At 41.3% G+C, this 23,989-nt stretch carries 22 protein-coding genes and 2 pseudogenes; 8 read left to right on the forward strand and 16 right to left on the reverse strand.

Going from position 1 to position 23,989, the window contains the following annotated elements; translation table 11 throughout:
• Positions 1-237: pseudogene (locus tag N518_RS16665) on the reverse strand (IS4 family transposase); the annotation flags it as partial.
• Positions 238-455: 218 nt separating this feature from the next.
• Here N518_RS16665 and N518_RS0103490 point away from each other — a divergent pair.
• Positions 456-1,397, forward strand: a complete 942-nt coding sequence (locus N518_RS0103490; RefSeq protein ID WP_005027566.1) for a tRNA-dihydrouridine synthase — start codon at positions 456-458, stop codon at positions 1,395-1,397.
• A gap of 29 nt (positions 1,398-1,426) precedes the next feature.
• Here the strand turns inward: N518_RS0103490 and N518_RS0103495 are convergent, their stop codons facing one another.
• From N518_RS0103495 to acnD, 11 genes are all read right to left on the reverse strand, one after another.
• Complete coding sequence (locus N518_RS0103495; protein ID WP_017401154.1) at positions 1,427-2,470, reverse strand: DUF1176 domain-containing protein; 1,044 nt, start codon at positions 2,468-2,470, stop codon at positions 1,427-1,429.
• A gap of 114 nt (positions 2,471-2,584) precedes the next feature.
• Entirely contained in the window at positions 2,585-3,178 is a 594-nt protein-coding gene (locus N518_RS0103500; RefSeq protein ID WP_005027573.1) for a DUF2939 domain-containing protein, read from the reverse strand.
• Positions 3,179-3,306: 128 nt separating this feature from the next.
• Positions 3,307-3,543 (reverse strand): hypothetical protein, encoded by a 237-nt coding sequence (locus tag N518_RS0103505; RefSeq protein WP_026443988.1) that lies wholly within the window; start codon positions 3,541-3,543, stop codon positions 3,307-3,309.
• Between the two features lie 231 nt (positions 3,544-3,774).
• Positions 3,775-4,155 carry a hypothetical protein gene (locus N518_RS0103510; protein ID WP_005027576.1) on the reverse strand — a complete coding sequence of 127 codons (381 nt, stop codon included), beginning with the start codon at positions 4,153-4,155 and terminating at the stop codon, positions 3,775-3,777.
• A 99-nt stretch (positions 4,156-4,254) separates the two neighbouring features.
• Entirely contained in the window at positions 4,255-4,641 is a 387-nt protein-coding gene (locus N518_RS0103515; RefSeq protein ID WP_005018810.1) for a ribonuclease E inhibitor RraB, read from the reverse strand.
• 231 nt (positions 4,642-4,872) lie between these two features.
• Complete coding sequence (locus N518_RS0103520) at positions 4,873-5,538, reverse strand: RluA family pseudouridine synthase (protein WP_005027579.1); 666 nt, start codon at positions 5,536-5,538, stop codon at positions 4,873-4,875.
• 604 nt (positions 5,539-6,142) lie between these two features.
• On the reverse strand, positions 6,143-6,850 hold the full coding sequence (locus tag N518_RS0103525; RefSeq protein ID WP_005027581.1) for a DUF1003 domain-containing protein: 708 nt from the start codon (positions 6,848-6,850) through the stop codon (positions 6,143-6,145).
• 39 nt (positions 6,851-6,889) lie between these two features.
• Positions 6,890-7,573, reverse strand: a complete 684-nt coding sequence (locus N518_RS0103530) for a hypothetical protein (RefSeq protein WP_005027583.1) — start codon at positions 7,571-7,573, stop codon at positions 6,890-6,892.
• Between the two features lie 140 nt (positions 7,574-7,713).
• Positions 7,714-7,986 carry a zinc ribbon-containing protein gene (locus N518_RS16670; protein ID WP_217449050.1) on the reverse strand — a complete coding sequence of 91 codons (273 nt, stop codon included), beginning with the start codon at positions 7,984-7,986 and terminating at the stop codon, positions 7,714-7,716.
• Positions 7,970-8,929: a hypothetical protein gene (locus N518_RS0103535; protein ID WP_005018801.1), complete on the reverse strand. Its 960-nt coding sequence runs from the start codon at positions 8,927-8,929 to the stop codon at positions 7,970-7,972. Before N518_RS0103535 ends, N518_RS16670 begins: the two co-directional genes overlap by 17 nt.
• Before the next feature lie 140 nt (positions 8,930-9,069).
• The gene (gene acnD / locus N518_RS0103540) at positions 9,070-11,676 is read right to left on the reverse strand and encodes a Fe/S-dependent 2-methylisocitrate dehydratase AcnD (protein ID WP_005027590.1); all 2,607 of its coding nucleotides are present in this window, start codon (positions 11,674-11,676) and stop codon (positions 9,070-9,072) included.
• A 260-nt stretch (positions 11,677-11,936) separates the two neighbouring features.
• Between acnD and N518_RS0103545 the strand changes: the two genes are divergently transcribed.
• Complete coding sequence (locus N518_RS0103545) at positions 11,937-12,656, forward strand: YgfZ/GcvT domain-containing protein (protein WP_005027592.1); 720 nt, start codon at positions 11,937-11,939, stop codon at positions 12,654-12,656.
• 428 nt (positions 12,657-13,084) lie between these two features.
• Positions 13,085-13,873 (forward strand): tetratricopeptide repeat protein, encoded by a 789-nt coding sequence (locus tag N518_RS0103550; protein WP_005018797.1) that lies wholly within the window; start codon positions 13,085-13,087, stop codon positions 13,871-13,873.
• A 44-nt stretch (positions 13,874-13,917) separates the two neighbouring features.
• On the opposite strand, the gene N518_RS0103555 is transcribed toward N518_RS0103550, so the two are convergent.
• Both N518_RS0103555 and N518_RS0103560 read right to left on the reverse strand, forming a co-directional pair.
• Positions 13,918-15,039, reverse strand: a complete 1,122-nt coding sequence (locus N518_RS0103555) for an NADH:flavin oxidoreductase/NADH oxidase (protein ID WP_005027595.1) — start codon at positions 15,037-15,039, stop codon at positions 13,918-13,920.
• Between the two features lie 167 nt (positions 15,040-15,206).
• Positions 15,207-15,773 carry a DNA-3-methyladenine glycosylase gene (locus N518_RS0103560; RefSeq protein ID WP_005018795.1) on the reverse strand — a complete coding sequence of 189 codons (567 nt, stop codon included), beginning with the start codon at positions 15,771-15,773 and terminating at the stop codon, positions 15,207-15,209.
• 87 nt (positions 15,774-15,860) lie between these two features.
• On the opposite strand from N518_RS0103560, the gene mutM reads away from it, so the two are divergent.
• A complete protein-coding gene (gene mutM, locus N518_RS0103565; protein ID WP_005027597.1) occupies positions 15,861-16,679 on the forward strand; it encodes a bifunctional DNA-formamidopyrimidine glycosylase/DNA-(apurinic or apyrimidinic site) lyase in 819 nt (272 codons plus the stop codon).
• A gap of 26 nt (positions 16,680-16,705) precedes the next feature.
• Entirely contained in the window at positions 16,706-16,990 is a 285-nt protein-coding gene (locus N518_RS0103570; protein ID WP_005018793.1) for a peptidylprolyl isomerase, read from the forward strand.
• A 94-nt stretch (positions 16,991-17,084) separates the two neighbouring features.
• Here N518_RS0103570 and mscL read toward each other — a convergent pair whose 3' ends face one another.
• Together mscL and typA are read right to left on the reverse strand one after the other, a co-directional pair.
• Positions 17,085-17,531, reverse strand: a complete 447-nt coding sequence (mscL, locus tag N518_RS0103575; protein WP_005027600.1) for a large conductance mechanosensitive channel protein MscL — start codon at positions 17,529-17,531, stop codon at positions 17,085-17,087.
• A gap of 175 nt (positions 17,532-17,706) precedes the next feature.
• The gene (typA, locus tag N518_RS0103580; protein WP_005018791.1) at positions 17,707-19,542 is read right to left on the reverse strand and encodes a translational GTPase TypA; all 1,836 of its coding nucleotides are present in this window, start codon (positions 19,540-19,542) and stop codon (positions 17,707-17,709) included.
• A 174-nt stretch (positions 19,543-19,716) separates the two neighbouring features.
• On the opposite strand from typA, the gene N518_RS0103585 reads away from it, so the two are divergent.
• From N518_RS0103585 to N518_RS16085, 3 genes and pseudogenes are all read left to right on the forward strand, one after another.
• Positions 19,717-21,087 carry a uracil-xanthine permease family protein gene (locus N518_RS0103585; RefSeq protein WP_005027602.1) on the forward strand — a complete coding sequence of 457 codons (1,371 nt, stop codon included), beginning with the start codon at positions 19,717-19,719 and terminating at the stop codon, positions 21,085-21,087.
• 59 nt (positions 21,088-21,146) lie between these two features.
• Positions 21,147-22,163 carry a class I SAM-dependent methyltransferase gene (locus tag N518_RS0103590; RefSeq protein WP_026443989.1) on the forward strand — a complete coding sequence of 339 codons (1,017 nt, stop codon included), beginning with the start codon at positions 21,147-21,149 and terminating at the stop codon, positions 22,161-22,163.
• An 18-nt stretch (positions 22,164-22,181) separates the two neighbouring features.
• A pseudogene (locus tag N518_RS16085) lies at positions 22,182-23,641 on the forward strand (amino acid permease).
• Positions 23,642-23,989: the final 348 nt, after the last annotated feature.

Consider the following 23,989-nt stretch of genomic DNA (forward strand, 5'->3'; position numbering starts at 1 on the left):
GAAAATCAACTGAGAAATTTGACGATAATCAAAATACTGACCTGCAAAGAAGCGCTGCATACGTCGATAAAATGATTGTGGTAAGCACTTGATGGGCAAGGCTTTAGATGCAGAAGAAAGATTACATGTTTGCTTTAAAATAATCACAAGCATGATGAGCGCAAAGCACTTTAAATGTGACTTGTTCCATTTTAGATATTTGTTTAAGATAAGATATAACTCATTGAGATGTGTCATAGTATTCGTCGTTAGAAAACAATTATTATGACATTATTTCAATGAGTTATCTATTTTTGTCGTGTACAGAGAAAATAGTTAAAATACAAAGTAGTTTGGTAGATTAATTGATCCTCATAACTTAGTTTAATTCTATTAAAGCTTATTTTATCTCGATTCTGGACATCCCACTTAAAAATGCGTATAACGCTGTTTTTTCATTGTCCAGGTAAGACACTGTGAAACTTGTTCTTGCGCCTATGGAAGGCTTAACTGATCCGATTATGCGGGATGTACTCACACATGTGGGGAGCTTTGACTGGTGTGTGACCGAGTTTATTCGTGTTACGGACTCTGTTCTGCCCGACCATATCTATTACAGTTATTGTCCTGAATTAAAAACTGAAGGTAAAACAGCCGCAGGTACTCCGGTTCATGTCCAGTTTTTAGGCAATAATCCTGAAATGCTGGCGGCAAATGCGGTACGCGCTGCTACACTAGGTGCTCCCGCAATCGATATGAATTTTGGCTGCCCGGCAAAAACTGTAAACCGCCATCGTGGTGGTTCTGTACTCCTAGATGAACCAGAAGTTGTATACGAGCTAGTAAAAGCTGTACGTGATGCAGTCCCGGCCCATATTCCAGTTTCGGCTAAAATGCGCTTAGGCTATATGGACCGTAACTTTATGTTGGACAATGCGCATGCTATTGAAGATGCAGGCGCATCTTGGGTGACAGTTCATGCCCGTACCAAAGCTGATGGTTATACTCCGCCTGCGTTCTGGGACCAGCTGCAACCCATTCGTGAAGCCCTGAAGATTAATGTAATTGCTAATGGCGAAATCTGGAACAACACTGATGCACGTCAATGCCAGCTAGAATCTGGCTGTGAAGATTTGATGATTGGACGTGGTGCCGTTACCACCCCTGATTTAACCCAATGCATCCGCAATAACTCAGATGAACCTCTGCTTTGCTGGCAAGACCTGTTAGCTTTACAGATACGCTTTATCAATGGTCCATCCAAAACTGAAATCGGTATGGTTGGCCGTTATAAACAGTGGTTAGGCATGATGTCAAAACATTATCCAGAAGCAAAAATGCTGTGGAATGAAATCAAACGTCTGAAAAAAATTGACGAAATTAATGAAAAGATCACAATACAGTTGGCCAGTCCGTAAAATTAAAATATGATAGACTGGCCATACCGTTACTTAACTTGTGAAACAAAAGTAGGTAACTGCCAGGCTCCACCTGCAAAACCTTTGCATTGACCAGTGGTTGCATTGTAACTTTCTACAAAACCGTTACTGGTCCAGACCCACTCCTGCCGGCTCCAGCAGTCTCCCAAGCCACGCCCTTTATGATGGGCAAAAATTTCACCCTCACTAAAACTTGAACCCTGTGTAGTTGCCAGATGCTTGACCTGTTTAAGTTGAGGGTCCATCACCCAGTAACCTGAACCGGCATTATAGGCACCACGCCAGCACGGACTTTCAACTACAACATTCTGCTTGTCTAATGGATAGACCGTTATCTGGTCATGATCAGGATAATTTGCTTCAAATAAAATTGGACAGCCTTCCCGGTCTGCTGTTTTTTTAAATTTAGTAATTAGTGCCTTGGCTTGCGGGCTATTTAAGGCGAAATGTCGTGCTGTGCCCGGCCGGTAGGTTTTAGTAAGTACTGGCATAGACTGGGCCTTGATTACTTTATCTTGGCTGACATTTCCAAAACGAATCAGAGCAGATGCAGTATCTACCCGGTTCTGAAAGGCATCCATTTTAAGTAATACTGCGGTTGCGCCCTGATCAGACAGTTGCCACTGCTCCTTACCCAAACTAAAGACAATCTGGCTACTGCCCTTTAAAGCGGTTAAAAGATGCTGGGTCTGCTGTTTAGAGAGCGTACCACGCGCATTGTCTCTTTTTAGTATAATACTGCCCAGCGGGCGACCATTAATATATAAACTAAGATAAGGAGTACCTTTAATCTGTTCCAGAAATTTTTCGTCTTCATGACTAATCTGGACCTGAGCCAGCACTGCGGTATCTGGCCCAGCCTTACGTGTCAACAAAACAGATACCGGATGGGAGATGTTTTCTTCAGTCTGATAACCGGCAGCACGACAGGTACCTGTATTTTCACAGGCGAGTGACCAGTCTTTATATTCAAAGGCCAAACTGGCAGAGGTACCGGCCAGACATAATGTAGGCCACATTAAAATAGCGCCGAGACCAAATACTGTTTTCATACTGGCTTCCTGTACTTATTTTATTGTCCCTGATATTGAATTGCATCTGCCCAGATGCCTAGTTTGAAATTGTAAATAAAAAGAAATAATTATAGTTTTTTTAAAGTTTTTTATTTACTGAGGCAGTTTAATGGCCGTAATTTTCCAGCTCCACCCACTACGACTCAAGATAAAGCTGGTATACCTATTAGCTGCAGGTACCTGAACTCTAAACCTGTTTATGCTCAAATACCCAGCCTTGTAATTTAAAGCTGTTTGTGAAGAAGATGCTGAAGCAACAGATGCCCCAGATAAGAATGAGGCAGCAGCTTTTTTAGGTTCAGGCAGATGATAAACAACTGATGAGCGTTCATACCGGGTGAGCCGGATTACTTCTGAGAACTCTTTCCCTTGTAGTAACAGTGCGACACCATATGGATTAACCAGAGTTTCTACCAGGTAGCCAGTTAAGCTGATTGTAAGCTGCGCACCAAATTGCTCAAACGGATTAGAGCGTTGCTCAAAACCCATTTTTTGCTCTAAGTATTGGCTTAGCTGACTTTTTAAGCTTTGCCGCACAGCGGGATAATAGATATAGGCTGAAAGTTTGCCAGGCTGATTCTCCTCAACTGCCTGCTTAACCTGATAAAGTACCCAATAAGGTGATGCAAACCACCAACCGGCAATCAATAATACCAATAATCCACTGAATACTTTCAGAATTTTCATATAACCTTTATACCATTTTATCTAAACTGGTGATGTTTATTTATTGCATCATTGGTTTCAGTTTTAGTCTTCTTTCAGCTATTCAGTTTTTATCTTAAAATCTCTGTGCCTTAGTTAATTCTTACTTTTTATTGAGCATACATTATAGTAGCAAAGGCATCACGCACATGCTGATTAATATAAGCTGTGAGTCCTTTACCACTGACTGCAAGCTGCTTCATCTTTTCGACATGATGTTCGCCCGCACTAATATAGGTATAGACATATTGTTTGGCTGATCCTTTAAACTGCACCATGATATAGTCCGAACCAATATAATAAAATTCAATATGGGATTTACCGCTAACGTCTTTATATGCTTCCAAGATCAGGCCCACCTGTCTCTTAACACAGTCGCCCTATTCTATCCTGCAAGGTGAGCAACTGATTTTTTAATTTACGTTGTATTAGTTTAATCTTTCAGCCCTACCGCTTTGTATAATTTTGATCAACGGGCAAACGCTGAAAAGCAACCTGAATACTTCATGTATTTAAATAATGGCTAATAAGTTCAGCTGCCATAAAATTAGGCTTCCCATGATAAAAGATACTTATAATTATTTTTCAGGCTCACATTGTACCGGCATTGCGAAACCCTCACCCTGAATAAATCCAGTCTGGTTATTTTCATTTATTGCCAGAATAAAATTGGCTGCAATATCTTTTTGTCCCTCCATTGCCAATTCATTCGCTGAGGCTAAAAGATGCTGCCGGTCATATAAAATTTTTGCTTGTCCTGACCAACAAGCGCTATAGGCACAAACCTTTAACTCACCAGCTTGCTGCAGCTGGATATACATCGGCGTAAAATTTTCCTGATTTATTTCACAGCCACGCGCACCACAATAGATTTCGAAATCATGATTTTTGCAGCTCCAGTTGGCTGCATAAATCAAAGGGCTAGCCAACAGCAGGCTTAAAAATAAAGTACGAATCATGACCGATTAAATCTAGAAAATTTATCGGCCAAAATAGCGTACTTAATATCAGGAACAAAATACTTTTATTTACAATCTTGAGGTCAGATCAAAATTTTATCAGGATGAAATATTAGGACTTTCTTCTTCATCTTCATAGATATAAGACATGCAACCCCAACCATCATATTCGCCGTCAAATTCTCCAGCAATTTTAGTAAACCATTCTTCTAGGTCCACAATATCTTCATGTTCAGGAATCATATTAATATGAATATTTACTATCCATAAGTTTGCCCCGTCAGTCTGCTCGTCTTCCTGAAACATGGAAACTTTTTGTTCCTGCTGCAGTAAATGTAGCGCGCACTTTTCTGCCAGTTCCTGAGTTTTAAAAACAATAGAAAATTCGACCTCATGCAGGTCGCTCAAGTCATTGCCATCTTCATACATTTGCCAAAGTACATCGCCATTTTCATCGTCAGGAAATTGCTGATAGTCACGAGTCATGAGATTATCCTTGTTATGCTTGTGGTCATTATAAATAAATCATCATTATTCAATATCAGCACAAAGATTAATCTATTTTAATTTCACATGACCAGCTTAATTCTGTTTCTAATTAATTCATGATGATTTTAAATATAAAGTTTATAACCAGGCATCTGGTTTAAGAACTAGCCTGTTTTATATTTAAATTAATTTATATAGCTAATATACCAGTTTAAAGATCACCTGCGATTAAAACGGGATAGCCATATTAATTTCAATCAAATCTTTGCTTAGCGGTTGCTGGAAAGCCAGGTAACTGGCATGCAATGCCATTCGCTTTAAGTAAAAACCACCAGGTTCAGGGTGATATAGCTTATCTCCCATAATAGGATGTCCAATATATTGCATATGTACTCTTAACTGGTGCGAACGACCAGTTATAGGTGTCAGCAATACCCGGCTCATGTCATGCTCCTCATGATATTGAAGCACCTGAAATAAGGTTTTAGCCGATTTTCCCAGTTCAAAATGTACAATTTGCCGCGGACGGTTTTCCCAATCGGTAATTAATGGCACATCAATACTGCCCTGATCGTTAAGCTGGCCCTGTATCAGCGCAACATAGCGCTTGGTTACGGTACGTGCCTGAAACATTTTGCTGATCGCGACTTCTGCATCACGATGTTTGGCAAACATCAGGATACCTGAAGTTGCCATATCCAGCCGATGGGTGATCTTAGCATGCGGATATTTTTCCAACAGACGTAGATATGCGCTGTCCTGATGCTCAGGCAGACGTCCGGGTACAGAAAGTAATCCTGCTGGTTTATCTATAATAATTAAATCATCATCTTCATATATAATAGATAATGGCTGTTGCGGCGGTGCATAGATAAAGGGTTGATTCAAAGCCATGCGGTTATATGAAGAATGAATTAGCCCGAAAAATAACAAGGGATTATACAGCTGTCAATTCTTGATTTATAACAGGTTAATCAGTTGATTTTCTGGTCTAGAATTCAAACTGAAAGGGCAGCTTTATATTTTTGAAAGTATTATTTTGATAGTTCTACTATCTAAAGATTTATTGTAATAACAGAATATTTCAGGTGTCAGGGAAAACTTTACGGTTTACTTCAACTATCATAACTTTGTAAGTGATGATCTTATAGCCTATAAACTTCTGGTTTATAGCGTCCTAAGCCGAATCGAGACCTTTTGGGTAAGTACTGCACTCGCGTTTTGCGCCGCTCACAGCATGCTACTCTTTTCGATCCCTACTACACCTTGAGATCTACTTTAACTAATGCTGGACGGAATTAATTTTCGAAGTTCAGTTAATTTTTATATTTTTTAGAAAAATTTTCTACTAAAAGTAAAGTTTTAAGGATTTTTTCTTTTATCTCTCATTTTTTAATATTTTTATTGCAGTAAAGTTTATTTTTACAGAATTATTTTCTTTTAAAATCAGAAAACTTCTAACTCTATATTTATCTCGTCATTAAATAATTTTATTTTATTACTTTAAGTTTCGTTTGTTGAGCTCAGTTAATAGATCTAGCTGAATTTCCTGAATTTTAGCTAACCGGTCCCACTGGTGCATCAGCAGATGATCAAGCTTTTCATGTAAATGCCGGATTTCAAGCTCTGCTTTCAGGTTGACCTGATAATCATTTTGCGAACGTAACCGGTCTTTGGCTTCCTGCCGGTTCTGACTCATCATAATAATAGGCGCCTGCACTGCAGCCAGACATGATAAAATCAGGTTTAGCAAGATAAATGGATAAGGATCTGCCGGACGGTTTATCATTATAACGGTATTGACTAATATCCAGCCTGCCAGAAAAAGTGTAAAACAGATCAGAAATGCCCAGCTACCACCAAAAGTTGCTATTTTATCGGCCATCCGTTCACCCAGTGTCCAGTTCTGGTCAAATTCTGATTCTGTGTCTTTTGTAATAAGCTCATGTTCTTGCAAGCTTTGAATAACTTCATACTGAAGACTAGAAACTTCCCCCTGTTCAGACTTTAATAACCCTTGCACGTACTGCATACGATAATGGGTTAAATCAACCTGACAAATATAATCATGAACAGACCATGCTGGAAAATCTTTTGCTATTTCCTGTGTAATATCTTGCCGTACCGTATCTAAAGGAATCAGACTCTTTTCATTAAAATTTCTTTTACAAACCAGACATTTATGTAATTCGTTTTTATCATTCATCCTTATATCCTTTTTTATAGTTCAGTCTGCTTATTTTAATTAATTTAAACGATCAAAATCTTTAATTTTAGATAAATACACAGATGCCTGATTCATCTTATACCAAGTTTCTTTAAATTTTGGTGTATCGTCATCCCGGTTCTTATTTATATTTTCTCTTACTAATTTCCGCTGAGTTAAGTAGTTAATACTGGTTTGACTATTAATATAAGGACCGAAATTATCTGAATTGTCATAGCCCACCAATTGCAGATCATATTCTTTTAGTTGAAAGCGGTAGCGCCAGTAACCATAACGGCCATGGGCATAATGCACATTCAGCAACCCTTGTTCGACAGATAATAGTAATTCCGGCGCATAATATACGCCCCCATCTTCATACTCCGACGAGAAGCATGACAGATTCTGTATGATCTTTTTATATTGACCATTTTCATTTACAAGCACAATTATGCCACGACGATTTCGGTCTAGCTTTCCCTGATACTCATCATTTACCCATTTTGCAGGATCAGTTGCCTTAACTATCAGCACCACATCTGTTTTCCGGTCTTTATTCAAATCTCCTGTTATAACTTCAGTAAGTCTATAACTTCTCGGAATATAAGATTTGTAGCGACTACTGTCTTCTTTCAGCCGGATTTCTTCAGGACTTTTATTTTCAGCCCATATTAATGTTGGAAACGTAACAACCATGAAGAATATAAAAATATAAGGAATCATCAGAATGATACTTCCAAGGTAATAGCTTTTTACAGTATGAACTCGACTGTCTGTAAAATAGAGGAGTGTTTAAAAAGCAAAAAGCCCTATAGAGTAATAGGGCTTTTCTAAAAAACAGGGGTATCTGTTTTATTTATTGCTTAAGCCACCTTATCGTTATATTGGGTGCCGTAGCATTTGGTACACGGGGGTAAACGGTCTGTACCAATTTCTAAGTAAACGCGATGTCCGCATTGAACACAAAAATAGAAACCTGTTCCCGGTTTTGAGCCAGCTGTTACCATCTTTGTTCTCCATGAGTGTTTAGAAAATGGTCTAAGCAGTATAACCCTGTTGTGATGAATGTCTATTGTCCATTTTTGTAAATGATGATGGCAGATGGGCGAAGTAGTATTTCTAAAATGTATTCGCAAAATTAGACTCTAATTTAGGCACTTCAATACTATTTACTGTGAACAGATTTAAAATATCATCTCTGTCCATAAAAATGATCTGACTTCTACGATTAGCGTCTAATTTGTTACCTAACCAATTTCTTGCTGCTTTAGTAATTTCGCCACCAGCAATTATATAAGCATGATCAACCAAGACTCTTTTATTAGTCTCAGGATCAAAGATCTCATGTCCTAACATCATTGTGGTTTGGTTATAAATTTCAGCAATATTATGGTTACCTGATTTAGAAACTCCAGATGAATCTAGCTTCCCTTTTTTAACTTGTATTCCAAAATAAATTATATGTTGCGTAGGTAAAGTATATTTCATCCATATGTCTTTACCGTACTCCAAAGCTTTATCCTTATGACCTGCAACAGTGATCCGTTGGAATCCTATAGTTCTAAATAAGGGGAGTAAAATATTTTCAATAAGCTGGTCTTCGGAACATTTATTTAAGTAATCTGCTAGGTGCTCTCTTTTTTTTATTTCTGCTTCTGAAAATACTCTATTTGGATTTTCATTAGGTTTTATTGTTTGATTCGTAATTATATTTTTAATATAAAGATTATTATCTTCTCCATAATAAGCTTCATAACCTTCTCGACTTAAAGGCTTATTAAGTTCAATCAATGCATTAATCCTATATGGATCATCTTCTGTAGCCTCAGATTTATGCATTAATACCCTTAAAACATTTATAAATTTTTCAGGTAAGCAGTTTTGCAGGCATGGTTCTTGTAATAGCTCATTCAATCGTTCAGCTGTCCAATACCATCGAGTAGAACCATCATGCTTAAATGGTAAATCACATTCCTCAAAAAATTCAGTAATAAACATACTACTCTTGTATTTAAAATAGTTTTTATCACCAATAATACATTCAGCTAGTGCGCGTAAATTTCGATCCTTGAATTTTATAAAACTTAGTTTTTAAATTATTTAACGACAATTTAGATTATTATTTAACCAATTTCAATAAAATAAAATCTCCCCTAACCCCTCTTTAAAAAGAGGGGAACTCCCTCCTTTTTCAAAGGAGGGTTGGGGAGGATTTTAAATTAAGCCACATTCCCTTCCAAAAAATCCTGTGCAAAGCGCTGTAACACCCCACCCGCTTCATACACATGTACTTCTTCTTCGGTATCCAGACGGCAGGTCACAGGCACTTCAATCGTCTGTTCTTTACCATCATCTGTGGCACGTTCAATCACAAGCATCAAAGTCGAACGTGGTGCAATATTCCCAATCACACTATACAGCTCAGTACCATCCAGTTTTAATGTTTTACGATCTGTACCCGGCTTAAATTCAAGCGGCAACACGCCCATACCAACCAGATTGGTCCGGTGAATACGCTCAAAACCTTCAGCCACAATTGCTTCAACTCCCGCCAGACGTACACCTTTGGCAGCCCAGTCACGACTTGAACCCTGGCCATAATCCTTACCCGCAATAATGATCAGCGGCTGCTTGCGGTTCATGTAGGTTTCAATCGCCTCCCACATGCGCATCACCTCACCTTCAGGCTCCACACGCGCTTTTGAACCCTGCTTAATGGTACCGTCAGAACGTACCACCATTTCGTTATACAGTTTCGGATTCGCCAGGGTGGCACGCTGTGCAGTCAGGTGATCCCCACGATGCGTCGCGTAAGAGTTAAAGTCTTCCTCGGGCACACCCATTTTTGCCAGGTATTCACCCGCTGCCGAATCACGTACAATCGCATTTGATGGAGATAAATGATCGGTAGTGATGTTATCGCCAAGGATTGCTAAAGGACGCATATTTGCAAGGGTACGCGGTGCAGCCAACGCTCCTTCCCAATATGGTGGACGGCGAATATAGGTACTTTGCGGCCGCCAGTTATATAGCGGGCTTATTGCCTGCTCGGATCGGTCCAGATTGAACATAGGGATATAAACCTGCTGAAACTGCTCCGGTTTTACACTACGTGCCACCAGTTCATCAATTTCCTCATCAGAAGGCCAGATATCTTTCAGATAAATCAGGTTTCCTGCCTGATCATGACCCAGCACATCATTTTCAATATCAAAGCGGATAGTCCCAGCAATTGCATAGGCAATGACTAATGGCGGTGAAGCCAGAAATGCCTGTTTAGCATAAGGGTGAATCCGGCCATCGAAATTACGGTTACCAGAAAGTACAGCTGTGGCATACAGGTCACGGTCAATAATTTCCTGCTGGATTGCTGGATCTAACGCGCCTGACATACCGTTACAGGTGGTACAGGCATAAGCTACGATACCAAAACCGAGTTTTTCCAGATCTTCAAGCACCCCTGCTTCTTCAAGATATAATGCTGCCGCCTTTGAGCCGGGGGCAAATGAAGATTTCACCCAAGGCTTACGGGTTAGACCCAATTCATTGGCTTTACGTGCCAGCAAACCGGCAGCTACTGTATTTCGCGGGTTCGACGTGTTGGTGCATGAAGTAATGGCAGCAATAATAACCGCCCCATCCGGCATTAAACCGTCATCACGCTGTTCAACTACCCCGGCAATTCCTTTTGCTTTTAAGTCACTGGTAGAAACCCGCGCATGCGGATTAGACGGCCCGGCGATGTTACGGGTTACCTGAGACAGATCAAAACGTAATACTTTTGGATAAACTGCTTCTTTCATCTGCTCGGCCCAGAGCCCGATCTGTCTGGCATACTGCTCAACCAGTTGTACCTGCTCCGGTTCACGACCTGTGAGGCGCAGATAGTCGATAGTATTCTGGTCAATATAGAACATTGCTGCAGTGGCGCCATATTCCGGCGTCATATTGGAAATCGTGGCACGGTCACCGACTGACATGCTATCAGCACCTTCTCCAAAAAACTCCAGATAGGCACCTACTACACGCTCCTTACGCAGAAATTCAGTTAAAGCCAGCACAATATCAGTCGCAGTAATGCCAGGCTGACGCTGTCCAACCAGTTCTACACCAATGATATCCGGCAGACGCATCCATGAGGCACGGCCAAGCATCACGTTTTCAGCTTCCAAGCCACCCACCCCAATCGAAATTACGCCCAGCGCATCGGTATGGGGGGTATGCGAATCTGTTCCGACGCAGGTATCTGGAAATGCAACACCATCTCTGACCTGAACCACTGGTGACATTTTTTCAAGATTAATCTGGTGCATAATGCCGTTTCCGGCAGGAATGACATCAACGTTTTTAAATGCAGTTTTAGTCCAGTTAATAAAATGAAACCGGTCTTCATTACGGCGGTCTTCAATAGCGCGATTTTTTTCAAAAGCATCCGGGTCAAAACCGCCATATTCTACAGCCAGCGAATGATCAACAATCAGCTGGGTCGGTACCACCGGATTAACTTTGGCCGGATCACCGCCCTGTTCAGCAATTGCATCACGCAGGCCTGCCAGATCAACCAAGGCAGTCTGGCCTAAAATGTCATGACAAACCACACGTGCCGGATACCATGGAAAGTCACGAGTCTGGCGGCGCTCAATCAGTTGCTGTAAAGATTCGGTTAATATTTCTGGTTCACAGCGGCGCACCAGTTGTTCAGCAAGTACTTTGGAAGTATAGGGAAGCTGGTCATAAGCGCCTGGCTGAATATCTTCGACGGCTTGACGCACATCAAAGTATTCAAGCTGGGTATCTGGCAACGTTTTGCGGTATTGGTTATTCATACGTACTTGCCTCTGCATCTTTTTGCTTTATTTCATCTTTTTGTGTTGATTTCACTTTCCGTGCATTGGCATTGTACGCTGTTCAAAACCCATTTCCCAAATCTTATATATTTCAAATACCTATATATAAAAATACCGGTTTTTGAAATATTTGGTTACCTTTAAATGGGCTTTTCTAGCAAAAAGCTGCTTTTTTATTAAAAATCAGGGAAAATACAACTCATTCTTTAGTATTAAATTGCAAGATTGAGACTGATAACATGACTAGTTTGGCTTTTCTCTGTTTTAGCTTAAAAGGTGTCGATGCACAAAAATTCTTGCAGGGCCAAGTCACGGCAGATGTAGAGCGACTGGACAGTAACTACCGTTATACTGCTATTTGTGACTTAAAAGGCCGTATTCATTTTGGCTTATGGTTAAGTCGGCAAGATGCTGAAAATTTCAGTATTGTGGTGACTCAGGACCAGTCTGAAGAATTTGCCAAGCATATCCGCAAATATGGTGCATTCTCTAAAATGGCATTTGAAGAGAGTGGTGCCGTTTCTCCAAGCATGGATAATGCTCTCACCAGATTTAGTAGTGAAGATACGGATTTAAATGCCTGGCAATTGCAGGCAATTGAACAGGGCCAAGCCTGGATCACCAGCTTGACTGAGCATGAATTCCAGCCTCAGGAACTACGCCTGCATCAGCGTGGTGGTGTGCATTATGACAAGGGGTGTTATCTGGGTCAGGAAATCGTCGCTCGGCTATGGTTCAAGGCAAAACCGAAGCACTGGCTACATTTGGTACAAGGTTCAGGTACTGCCCCTGCTCCGGCGACTCTACTGCATGATGATGTAGAAGTGGTTAATAGTATCGCTGTTGAAAATGGCTATAAGGCATTAGTAGTCGCTAAACCGGTAGCACTTGATACGCTTGGATTAACCTTATTGGAATTGCCAGAATCGCTTAGAGGCGATGTGGCACGGCCAAAATAAAGCTGTGTTTGAAATTATGGGTAGTAAATATGACCTCCAGTAAATCTGGAGGTTTTTTATCAATCAGTCTATATTTTTTAAAACTCATTCTTTCAACCCTATTGTTCTGGAAAAAACCAGGTTTAACCAAATTTTTAATATAAAAATCAAACAACTATAAATATTTTTTATCTCTGAAGCAGGTTAAGATATAAAAACTATTTCAATAGTTTTAGAGCTTTCATTAAAAATTATTACCTAATACATTCTTTTATTTTTTAATCAGAATTTAAAGAAAGACCGGCATAGTCATAGCTGTAGCCTGATTAATCTTGCAAGATTTTTGGTGTTCCATATTTACATTCATATAATTCAGCTTATGATTTATGTTGAATGAATCACAGTTATTCCACATAAATGGAATTATGTGTAGAAAGAAGAGGAAAAAAATGAAAAAAATTCTGCTCGCCAGCCTGATTGCAGTCACCAGCACGTTTAGCATGGCTGCACCAAGTAGTGATAAAAATCCGGCTTTTGAACAAATTGAACAGCTAATTAAAGCAAATGATTACACCACCGCTTATCAACAGTTGCAAAAGCTGGCTCAAGAAGGTAATCCGCAAGCGTTGTATAATCTGGGTTACCTGACCCAGGTGGGAAAAGGCGTAACTAAAAATGAGCAGCAGGCCTTAAAATACTACCAGCAGGCCTCAGAGAAAGGCTATGTAGTGGCCGATTATGTACTTGCCAATAACTACGTGACTGGTGGACTGGGCCTGCCTAAAGATGAGAAGAAAGCCAGAGAGTATCTGGAAAAAGCCTCAAATGCGGGCTTTGATGATGCAACTGTCCAGCTTGCAGTGGCGCTATTTTCAGAAAATAAGCCAGCATCTGACCAACAGGCATTAAAGCGACTTGATCCGCTTATCAAGAAAAACAGTATGCCGGCAATTCATACCAAGGCACTTTATGACATTAGTACGGGGATCAAGAACAAGCAGGAAACCAAGGTTAATCAGGGGCTCCAAAGTATTCAGAATCTGGCCAAAAAAGGTTATATACCAGCCTTGATGGCAGTGGGTAATATGCTTGCCAATGGAACCATTGTGCAGCAGAATCTGCCTGAGGCACAGAAAATTTTTAGTGCACTGGCCCAGCAGAATGTTCCACGCGCTAAAGAATCACTGGATACCGTTAATAAAATGATGACTGATCAGAATAAAGCCAAGAAAAGCTAAAGATTGAATATAAAACCCCGCCAGATGACGGGGTTTTTTATAATTTATTTTTCTGCTTTAAAAGGATGGAACAACTCTTTTAAACCATGCGGTTGACTCCGTAGATACTGCGGTGCGATCGAAATATTTTCACCAAGTTTTGCAGCTGCATGCCAAGGCCAGCGTGGGTCATATAGCATAGCACGGGCTAAACCAATTGCATCTGCCTGACCTTTTTGGAGGATTTCTTCGGCCTGTTCGGGCTCGGTAATCAGTCCGACTGCGATAACAGGAATGCTTACACCCTGTTTAATTTTCTCTGCGAAAGGCACCTGATAATTTGGCCCGACTTCAATACGCTGCATTTCATGCAGTCCGCCTGATGAAACATGGATGTAAACCGCTCCCAGCATCTGTAGGGCTTTTGATAGGCCGGCACTACATTCTACATTCCAGCCTCCCTGCTCATCCATCCAGTCAGTAGCCGAAAGACGCACCCCGACCGGGAAGCCTGCTGGTACTGCATCACGGATCGCCTGAAATACTTCCAGTACCATCCGCATACGGTTTTCAAGTGAGCCGCCATATTCATCTGTACGCTGATTGGATAAGGGCGATAAAAACTGATGCAACAGATATCCATGGGCTGCATGGAGTTCAATCAGGTCAAAACCTGCTTCGACTGCACGACGCGCAGCTGCCGCAAAATCTGCCTGTACCTGATGAATCTGATCAAGTGTTAAGACATGTGGTTTCAGGTCAGCTGCGGCAAAACTTAATTCACTGGGTGCCACCGTATTCCAGCCATGTTCATGATCTGGTGCAATCTGGCCTTTGCCTAGCCATGGCTTATCGGTTGATGCCTTACGCCCGGCATGAGCTAACTGAATCGCAAAAGGCATGGGAGATATCTGGCGGACTTTACTAAGCAAAGCCCACATCTGATCGCGTTGCTGATCATTCCATAAGCCCAGATCAGCATAGCTGATTCGACCTTCAGCCTGTACCGCCGTTGCCTCTACAATGCATAAACCGGCACCAGACAGAGCATAATTGGCCCACTGCTGTTCATGCCAGTAAGTCACCTCACCCTGATCAGTGGCTGAATATTGGCACATAGGTGCAATAATAATGCGATTGGCAAGTTCAAAGCTACCAAAATTAATTTTCTCAAACAGCTTGGCCATATATTTCTCCGGTTTTATTATTAAGTGGGCAGAGTGCCTAGACGCTCACTAGCCTACACTGAACCAGCTTTATTTTTATAGTCCAGCCTAAAAAAACCATACAAAATCATGAGTAAGACAGCCTTTAATACAACATACTCTGTACAGGAGTTAATATGAACCAAACCTTAACGGCTCAAACTCGGATGTGCTTTCCAGCAGTAACGCTCCAGCCAGTCTTTGGCCTCTTCAGCATAGTCGATCCCAATACGCGGTGTCTGTACAATTTCAGGCTGCTGAGTTTTCTGTTCTATCCATAGCCCACTTTCCAGTCCGACTTTCTGTCCTTTAAAAGTACGATTAATTCCCATATGCCGGGTCAGTTTCCCTGGACCAGCCATTAACTTGAATTCCTGCCGTGTCTCGGCATCCTCAAAATAGCCGGCCCGCAACATCACACCTTCTGGCACACCTTCAGTCTGGGTAATAATATTAAGCATTTCATACATACCATAGATCAGGTATACATAAATAGTTCCACCTGCTTGGTACATAACTTCGGTACGTGGTGTTTTACGGTTATTATAGGTATGACAGGCTTTATCCTGACAGCCCAGATAAGCTTCTGTTTCTGTAATGATACAGCGCCTGATTTCTCCACTATCTTGGCGCACACATAACCTACACCCAACCAGATCATGCGCAACGTCTGAAGTATCGCGCTGAAACCAGGTTAAAGGTAGAATCTCTGCCATGTGTTCCCTCCTTTTCATATCAATGCCAGCTTGTAAATTATTCATGCAACCCGATATTATTGCTATTGCATAAGAATGAGTCGATCAATGCCTGAATTACCCGAAGTTGAAACCACCAAAAAGAGCCTTGAACCCTTATTACAGCAAAAAGTTATGTCTGTTGAGGTCCGTGAGCCGCGGCTTCGCTGGGCCATTCCTCAAGATATTCAAAAGCTACAAGGCCAGAAGCTCATCAGGTTAAATCGCCGCTCTAAATATATTCTTGCGCAGTTTGAACACGATACCATGTTATGGCACTTAGGCATGTCAGGTTCGTTTCGCTTGTGTGAGCCTGCGACCGAATTACGTAAACATGATCATTTGATTATTAGTTTCGAAAATATACAGCTGCGTTATCATGATCCGCGTCGTTTTGGCTGTATTTTATGGCTGAACCATGAAACACAACATAAATTAATTGATCCATTAGGACCAGAGCCACTATCTGAGACATTTAATACTGAATACCTGGTAAATAAACTCAAAAACAAGCAGGTCGGCATAAAAGTTGCACTCATGGATAATCATGTAGTGGTCGGTGTCGGCAATATTTATGCAACCGAGAGTCTCTTCAATACCAGAATCCATCCAGCTCAACCTGCTTCAAGCTTAAGCTATGAAAAAATTGATCAGTTGGTGATTGAAATTAAAAGGATTTTAAAATTTGCAATTGAACTGGGGGGTTCGACCTTGCGTGATTACAGTAATGCCGCAGGAGAAAATGGCTATTTTCAACAGACTCTGCTGGCATATGGCCGTGAAGGTGAAATGTGCATTAATTGTGAAACGCCTTTGCAGAATATCCGTTTAGGACAGCGTGCAAGTGTTTTTTGCCCTGAATGCCAGCCGCTACGAACAGTAAAATAAACCGGTTCAGCTGTAGGAGAAACTATATGAAAACAGCAATCGTCCGTCATATTTTGGTTAAAGAAAAAACACTGGCTGAACAGTTGAAAAAGAAGCTCCAGAGTGGTGCAGACTTTAATAAACTTGCACAGCAATACTCGACCTGTAACTCAGCTAGACGCGGAGGTGAATTGGGTGAAGTCAAAAAAGGTCAACTGGTGCCGGTAATCGATAAACTGGTTTTTAGTGGTGCTGAACGTGTAATCCATGGTCCGGTAAAAAGCCAGTTTGGCTTCCACTTGCTGGAAATCAAGTTCCGTATGAATTTCTAGCGGTTTTATTCAGCTTTATTTTTTTAAGACTTAAAGTGATGCGTTCGGTCAAAATAAAAAACGGCATTTGTTGTGCCGTTTTTCCATTTATATTTTAAGGTGCCGAGCGATTTTTAAGCTCATCACGGATTTCGCGCAGTAACTGGATATCTTCTGGTGTAGGTGCTGCCTCTTCTTTAGGTGGCGCTTCCTCGTGTTTACGGCGTAAACGGTTAATCATTTTAACCATTAAAAAGACAACCCAAGCCAGTAACAGAAAATTAATTAAGATGGTAAGAAAATTGCCATAGGCAAAGACATTCAGACCTGCTTCCTTAGCCGCTGCAAGATTACTAACATTATTTGGATTATCGCCTAGCACCAGAAACCAGTTAGAGTAATCAACTTCTCCACCTAGAATAAAAGAAATCAGGGGCATAAAAATATCTTTAACCAGAGAGTCAATAATTTTATTAAACGCCCCACCAATAATGACACCAATTGCAAGATCAATCATATTGCCTTTAATAGCAAATTCTTTAAATTCTTGAATAATACTCATTTTATCTCCAGACTCAATTTACCCATGCCCTAATCTTTTTCACATTCTTAATCCTATTTAAAGGGCATTAACCTTTAGGATAATTTAGCGATTTCTTTAAAGATTCCAATTTCTTTTTGTTATTTATATAAAAAAACCGCCAGATTACTGGCGGTTTTTTCAACTTAAACGAGAATTAACTGCGTGAAGCACGTTTACGTTCGTTTTCTGTCAGGAATTTTTTACGAATACGGATTGATTTAGGTGTAACTTCAACCAGTTCATCATCTTCAATAAATTCAAGCGCCTGTTCCAGCGTAAATTTAATAGCTGGAGTCAGTGTTAATGCTTCATCTGTACCAGATGCGCGCATGTTAGTTAACTGTTTTGCTTTAGTCGGGTTGACCACCATGTCGTCTGAACGTGAGTTCATACCAACAATCATACCTTCATAAACTTCAAGCTGTGGTTCAGCAAAAAGACGGCCACGGTCTTGCAGCGAGAACAAAGCAAATGCCAGGCAGGTACCATTTACCATAGAGATCAGCACACCGTTTTGACGTTTAGCTACAGCACCTGCTTTGGCTGGGCCATAGTGCGAGAAGCTAGAAGTCATGATACCTGTACCAGAAGTGATGGTCAGGAATTCAGAACGGAAGCCGATCAGACCACGTGAAGGTACAGTTGCCTCAATACGGATACGGCCTTTACCGTCAACTTCCATATTGGTCAGCTCGCCCTTACGGTTACCCATCTGTTCCATGATTGAACCCTGATGCTGTTCTTCAACATCAAAGGTCACATTTTCATACGGTTCCTGCATTTGACCGTCAACTTCTTTCATGATCACTTGAGGACGGGATACACCCATCTCGAAGCCTTCACGACGCATGTTTTCAATCAGTACAGACAGATGAAGTTCGCCACGGCCTGAAACTTTGAAACGGTCCGGGCTGTCTGTATCTTCAACACGCAAAGCAACGTTATGGATCAATTCGCGGTCCAGACGTTCACGGATATTACGTGAAGTCACGAACTTGCCTTCACGGCCGGCAAATGGTGAGTTATTTACCTGGAAAGTCATAGATACGGTTGGTTCATCTACAGACAGTGGCGGTAATGCTTCAACATTTTTCGGATCACAAATAGTGTCAGAGATGTTTAGTGCATCAATACCGGTAATACATACAATGTCACCTGCATTTGCAGAATCAACATCGATACGCTCGAGGCCATGGTAACCCATGATTTTCAGAATACGACCATTACGGGTCTTGCCTTCTTTATCAATCACAGTTACTGGTGTATTGGTTTTAACTGAACCGCGCTGAATACGGCCAACACCGATTACACCAACAAAACTGTTATAGTCAAGTGATGAAATCTGCATTTGGAATGGGCCATCAACATCAACTGCTGGTGGTTCAACGATGTCAACAATAGTTTCAAACAGTGGTGTCATGTCTTCAGCCAGTTCTTCTGGTGAAGGACCAGCAACACCGCGTAAGCCTGAGGCATATACAATCGGGAAGTCTAACTGTTCATCAGTTGCACCCAAGTTGTCGAACAAGTCAAATACCTGGTCGATAACCCAGTCTGGACGGGCACTTGGCTTGTCTACTTTGTTAATAATGACGATTGGTTTCAGACCACGTGCAAACGCTTTTTGTGTTACAAAACGGGTTTGTGGCATTGGGCCTTCTTGAGAGTCAACCAGAAGAAGTACACAGTCTACCATCGACATAACACGTTCAACTTCACCACCAAAGTCTGCGTGTCCCGGAGTATCTACGATGTTGATACGGTAAGTGGTATCAGTACGCTTATCTAACCATGTAATCGCTGTATTTTTAGCGAGAATAGTAATACCACGCTCTGATTCAAGCGCATTCGAGTCCATGACACGCTCAATCTCGCCGGCACGATCACCGAGTGCACCTGATTGTTGAAGAAGTTTATCGACAAGAGTGGTTTTCCCGTGGTCAACGTGCGCAATAATTGCGATGTTGCGGAGAGTTTTGATATCTGACATGAAATTCGATACGCCTACAATTTTGAGGGCAAATTATACAAAAAAATGCTACGCATTAGTAGTGACAGTTGATTGACAACTACAATATATTTTGACAAGCGGTGTACTTTAAGGTTTTTAAAGTGTAACAACTCGATTAGAATAGCGCCACCTTGCCACTCCCCTGTTTGTCTCATGTCTGACTTAAACACTTCATCTGATCAAAATGAGCGTCTAGATCTAGTCTACGGCCTTAATGACAGGCCTCGTCCATTAATTGCATTTCTGGCTGCATTACAGCATTTGCTCGCCATCATTGTACCTATTGTTACTCCAGGCCTGCTGATCTGTCTGGCGCTGGGGGTGTCTCGTGAAGATACCAACATGATTTTATCAATGTCTCTGGTCATTTCAGGTATTGCGACATTCTTGCAGTGTAAGAAAGTCGGACCATTTGGTGCTGGACTACTGATTGTACAGGGCACCAGTTTTAATTTTATTGGCCCTATCATTGGGATTGGCTCAGCCATGGTAGCGTCAGGCACGCCGGTAGAAGCGGTTATGGCTGCTATTTTCGGTGTAGTGATTGCAGGCTCATTCATTGAAATGGGGGTGTCCCGTATTTTACCTTGGGTAAAAAAACTGATTACGCCTTTAGTAACTGGTATTGTTGTACTGCTCATCGGGTTAACCTTAATTAAAGAAGGCCTGATCTCTATGGGTGGTGGCTATCAGGCAATGGAAAGTAAAACTTTTGCCAGTGCCGATAACCTGATTATGTCTTGTACTGTCCTGGCAATTATTATTTTGCTAAACCGTATGCGAGCAGTCTGGATCAAAAGCTCCGCCATTTTAATTGCTTTAGTTGCCGGTTATATTCTGGCCGGATTTATGGGTTATTTAGATTTCTCTACGCTTGAAGAGGCACCTTTAATCCAGATACCGACACCAATGCACTTTGGCTTAAGCTTCTCATGGAGTTTATTTATTCCGATGGCTTTCATCTATCTGGTCACTTCATTAGAAGCAATTGGTGATATTACTGCAACCAGTAAACTGTCAAATCAGCCAGTAGATGGCGATAGCTGGATGCAACGTATTAAAGGTGGCGTTCTGGTAAATGGTGCCAACTCTTTGCTGGCAGGTTTATTTAATACTTTCCCGAGTTCAGTCTTTGCACAAAATAATGGTGTCATTCAGCTGACTGGTGTGGCTAGCCGTTATGTAGGTTTGTGGATTGCAATTATGCTGATTATCCTGGGTCTGTTCCCTGCCGTTGCCGGGATTATTCAAGCAGTACCACAAGCGGTACTCGGTGGTGCAGTGATGGTGATGTTCGGTGCAGTTGCTGCATCCGGGGTAAATATCCTGTCAGGTATTCAGCTTGACCGTCGTGCCCTGCTGATTATTGCAATTTCTCTGGCACTGGGCTTAGGTGTGGCGCAGGTGCCTCAAATTCTAGAACATTTGCCTGAATTATTTAAAAATATTTTTAGTTCTGGTGTAGCGACAGGTGGTATTGCAGCATTAATTCTCAATATCGTATTACCTGAAACCAAGAAATAATACTTGTTATAGTGATATTGCCCAGCCCAGCCTGGGCATTGTTTTTGATGAGAAATGCCATGGATCCAAGAAGTGAAGTTGTGCTGCGGCAGATTGACCAGCTCTCTGGGCAGGTGCTTTTTATTCATGCACCCAATGATCAGCTCATGAACCAGTTGGGACCGCGGATAGATGCTTCTATCTGGACCTGGAATTTTAGTGATTATCAGGGATTTCAGGCAGCAGGTTTTAAAGCACATTTTGGTGTAGATTTTCCGCTACAACAGTTTAATCAGGTGGTCATATTTGTTCCTAAGTCCAAGGAACTACTTAACTATGTACTACATAATGTTGTCAGCCATTTAGAAATCGGTCAGTCTGTATTTTTGGTCGGAGAGAAAAAAGGAGGTGTTGAACGTGCAGCCAAGCAGTTACATACTTTTGGGCATCCGGTCAAGCTCGACAGTGCACGTCATTGCCAGTTCTGGCAAGTAAAACTGGAACATATAGAACAGCAAAAACCGCTTGAGAGCTGGTTAAAAACCTATACTGTCCAGTTAAAAGACCAGCAAATCGAGATTTGTGCCCTTCCGGGCGTTTTTAGCCAGAGTCATCTGGACGTTGGCACCGCTGTATTAATTCCTTATCTGGACCAAGTAAAATCAGGTACACTTGCCGACTTTGGATGCGGGGCTGGTGTTATTGCCTGCTATTTGGCAAAATCCAATCCGGCAAATACTGTATATGCTCTTGATGTCGATGCTTTTGCTTTACGTTCAACAGAACTTACTTTTCAGCGTAATCAGGTTCCAGCATCCCAATTGCGTCTGCAACCTGTGAGCAGTATTACAGATGCACCTTTTGAGCTTGATGCAATTGTCAGTAATCCGCCTTTTCATCAGGGTATTCATACCCATTATGAGGCCAGCGAAGAACTCTGTAAGACTGCGCCTCAGCATTTAAAGAATGGTGGCGAGCTATGGATTGTTGCAAACCGTTTTTTAAATTATCCCCATTTGATTGAACAGCGTTTTGGTCAATGCACTCTTAAGGCTGATCAACAAGGCTTTAAAGTTTTGTATGCCTGTGCGCGTTAATGTAATAAAGGAATCTCGATGAGCGAAATAAATCAGCCCGCGAAACTCAAGCGCAAGCTGGGAGCTCGCCACTTAAATATGATTGCGATCGGTGGTTCTATTGGCACAGGACTGTTCCTTGCGTCAGGATCAACTATTGCCAATGCCGGTCCTGGTGGTGCGCTGCTGGCTTATGGCCTAATCGGTATCATGATCTATTTTCTGATGACCAGCCTTGGTGAACTGGCCACCCATAATCCAACCTCTGGTGCTTTTTTTACCTATGGCAGCAAATATGTAGAAGATGGGTTTGGTTTTGCCTTGGGCTGGAACTACTGGTACAACTGGGCTATTACTGTCGCATTTGAACTGGTGGCAGTTCAGTTCATTATGAAATTCTGGTTTCCAGATATTCCTGGTTTTTACTGGAGTGCAATCTTTCTGGCCATCATTTTCGGCATCAATGCACTGACCGTTAAAGGATTTGGAGAAAGCGAATTCTGGTTTTCCATGGTCAAAGTAGTAGCCATTATTGCCTTTATCATTATTGGTATCGCCATGATTATAAAAATCATGTTAACGCCGGGAATGATTACTTTTAGCAACTGGACCAAAGGCGAAGCACCATTCGTTGGTGGCTTACAGGCAATGATCGGTGTAGCCATGATTGCTGGTTTTTCATTTCAGGGCACTGAGATGGTCGGAGTAGCTGCAGGGGAATCCAAAGATCCAAAACGCACTATTCCGCTTGCTATTAAACAGATTTTCTGGCGTATCCTGCTGTTTTATATCGTATGTATTTTTATCATTGGCACGTTAGTGAGCTATGATGATCCAAGATTGCTACAAGCAGCTGCCAGTGAAGATATAGCACTTTCACCCTTTACTTTACTTTATGAACAGGCCGGCTTTGCCTTTGCTGCCAGCCTGATGAATGCTGTAATTTTGACTGCCATTCTATCGGCGGGTAACTCGGGTATGTATTCGTCCACTCGTATGTTATTTGATATGGCACGTGAAGGCCGGGCGCCAAAATTTCTAAGCTGGATTTACGTGGCGTTCCAATGAACGCATTATACGCCACCACTGCGATTGCCGCGCTGTGCTTCTTGACGACATTTGTCGGTGAGCAGGAAGTCTTTAACTGGTTACTGAATATGTCGGGCATGTGCGGTTTCATTGTCTGGTTGGGTATTGCGATCTCACATTATCGTTTCCGTAAAGGTTATATCGCGCAAGGCTACAAGCTTGAAGACCTGGCTTATCGAGCAAAATTCTTTCCTTTCGCTCCATGGTTCGCATTTATTTTATGTTCCATTATTATTCTTGGGCAAAATTATGAAGCTGTGACAGGAGGAAAAATTGATTGGATTGGACTGCTATCAACCTATATCAGTATTCCCTTGTTTTTAGTCATCTGGTTTGGTTATAAGCTTAAACATAAAACCAAGTTAGTTTCTTACAAAGAAATGGATGTTAAACCGGGAAACCTTGACTAGTCCCTACCTTCAAGAACTTAACCCTCTTTCTAAATATGAATATACCCAGCTCACTCTATATATGATTGTGCTGGGTATTTTTATTTCTATATTTCTTTATACTTGTAGCGCTCTTGGTTATTTTCATATGACATAAGATGTAACTATGAAAAGCAATTATTGCCTTCTAAATTAGGAAATAAAAATTATTCTACTATATCGCGCCTGCTCTTCTTAAAAAATTCAGATAAATAAGTAGCCTATAAGTTAAGAATAAAAATTAAGGTAAAAATTTTGAACTGACCAGAGATAAACAGTGAGTAATTAAAAGTAAAGATAGATACTGAAAGATGGCTTATTAGAATAAAA

This window comes from Acinetobacter sp. UNC436CL71CviS28 (assembly GCF_000620525.1).
Taxonomy (GTDB): Bacteria; Pseudomonadota; Gammaproteobacteria; order Pseudomonadales; family Moraxellaceae; genus Acinetobacter; species Acinetobacter radioresistens.

What these genes read in the sequence shown, in the direction of transcription:
- N518_RS0103495 (WP_017401154.1), bottom strand. Translation starts at nt 2,470, where the DNA reads ATGAAAACAGTATTTGGTCTCGGCGCTATTTTAATGTGGCCTACATTA.
- N518_RS0103500 (WP_005027573.1), bottom strand. Translation starts at nt 3,178, where the DNA reads ATGAAAATTCTGAAAGTATTCAGTGGATTATTGGTATTATTGATTGCC.
- N518_RS0103510 (WP_005027576.1), bottom strand. Translation starts at nt 4,155, where the DNA reads ATGATTCGTACTTTATTTTTAAGCCTGCTGTTGGCTAGCCCTTTGATT.
- N518_RS0103515 (WP_005018810.1), bottom strand. Translation starts at nt 4,641, where the DNA reads ATGACTCGTGACTATCAGCAATTTCCTGACGATGAAAATGGCGATGTA.
- N518_RS0103520 (WP_005027579.1), bottom strand. Translation starts at nt 5,538, where the DNA reads ATGGCTTTGAATCAACCCTTTATCTATGCACCGCCGCAACAGCCATTA.
- N518_RS0103525 (WP_005027581.1), bottom strand. Translation starts at nt 6,850, where the DNA reads ATGAATGATAAAAACGAATTACATAAATGTCTGGTTTGTAAAAGAAAT.
- N518_RS0103530 (WP_005027583.1), bottom strand. Translation starts at nt 7,573, where the DNA reads ATGATTCCTTATATTTTTATATTCTTCATGGTTGTTACGTTTCCAACA.
- acnD (WP_005027590.1), bottom strand. Translation starts at nt 11,676, where the DNA reads ATGAATAACCAATACCGCAAAACGTTGCCAGATACCCAGCTTGAATAC.
- N518_RS0103545 (WP_005027592.1), top strand. Translation starts at nt 11,937, where the DNA reads ATGACTAGTTTGGCTTTTCTCTGTTTTAGCTTAAAAGGTGTCGATGCA.
- N518_RS0103550 (WP_005018797.1), top strand. Translation starts at nt 13,085, where the DNA reads ATGAAAAAAATTCTGCTCGCCAGCCTGATTGCAGTCACCAGCACGTTT.
- N518_RS0103555 (WP_005027595.1), bottom strand. Translation starts at nt 15,039, where the DNA reads ATGGCCAAGCTGTTTGAGAAAATTAATTTTGGTAGCTTTGAACTTGCC.
- N518_RS0103560 (WP_005018795.1), bottom strand. Translation starts at nt 15,773, where the DNA reads ATGGCAGAGATTCTACCTTTAACCTGGTTTCAGCGCGATACTTCAGAC.
- mutM (WP_005027597.1), top strand. Translation starts at nt 15,861, where the DNA reads ATGCCTGAATTACCCGAAGTTGAAACCACCAAAAAGAGCCTTGAACCC.
- N518_RS0103570 (WP_005018793.1), top strand. Translation starts at nt 16,706, where the DNA reads ATGAAAACAGCAATCGTCCGTCATATTTTGGTTAAAGAAAAAACACTG.
- mscL (WP_005027600.1), bottom strand. Translation starts at nt 17,531, where the DNA reads ATGAGTATTATTCAAGAATTTAAAGAATTTGCTATTAAAGGCAATATG.
- typA (WP_005018791.1), bottom strand. Translation starts at nt 19,542, where the DNA reads ATGTCAGATATCAAAACTCTCCGCAACATCGCAATTATTGCGCACGTT.
- N518_RS0103585 (WP_005027602.1), top strand. Translation starts at nt 19,717, where the DNA reads ATGTCTGACTTAAACACTTCATCTGATCAAAATGAGCGTCTAGATCTA.
- N518_RS0103590 (WP_026443989.1), top strand. Translation starts at nt 21,147, where the DNA reads ATGGATCCAAGAAGTGAAGTTGTGCTGCGGCAGATTGACCAGCTCTCT.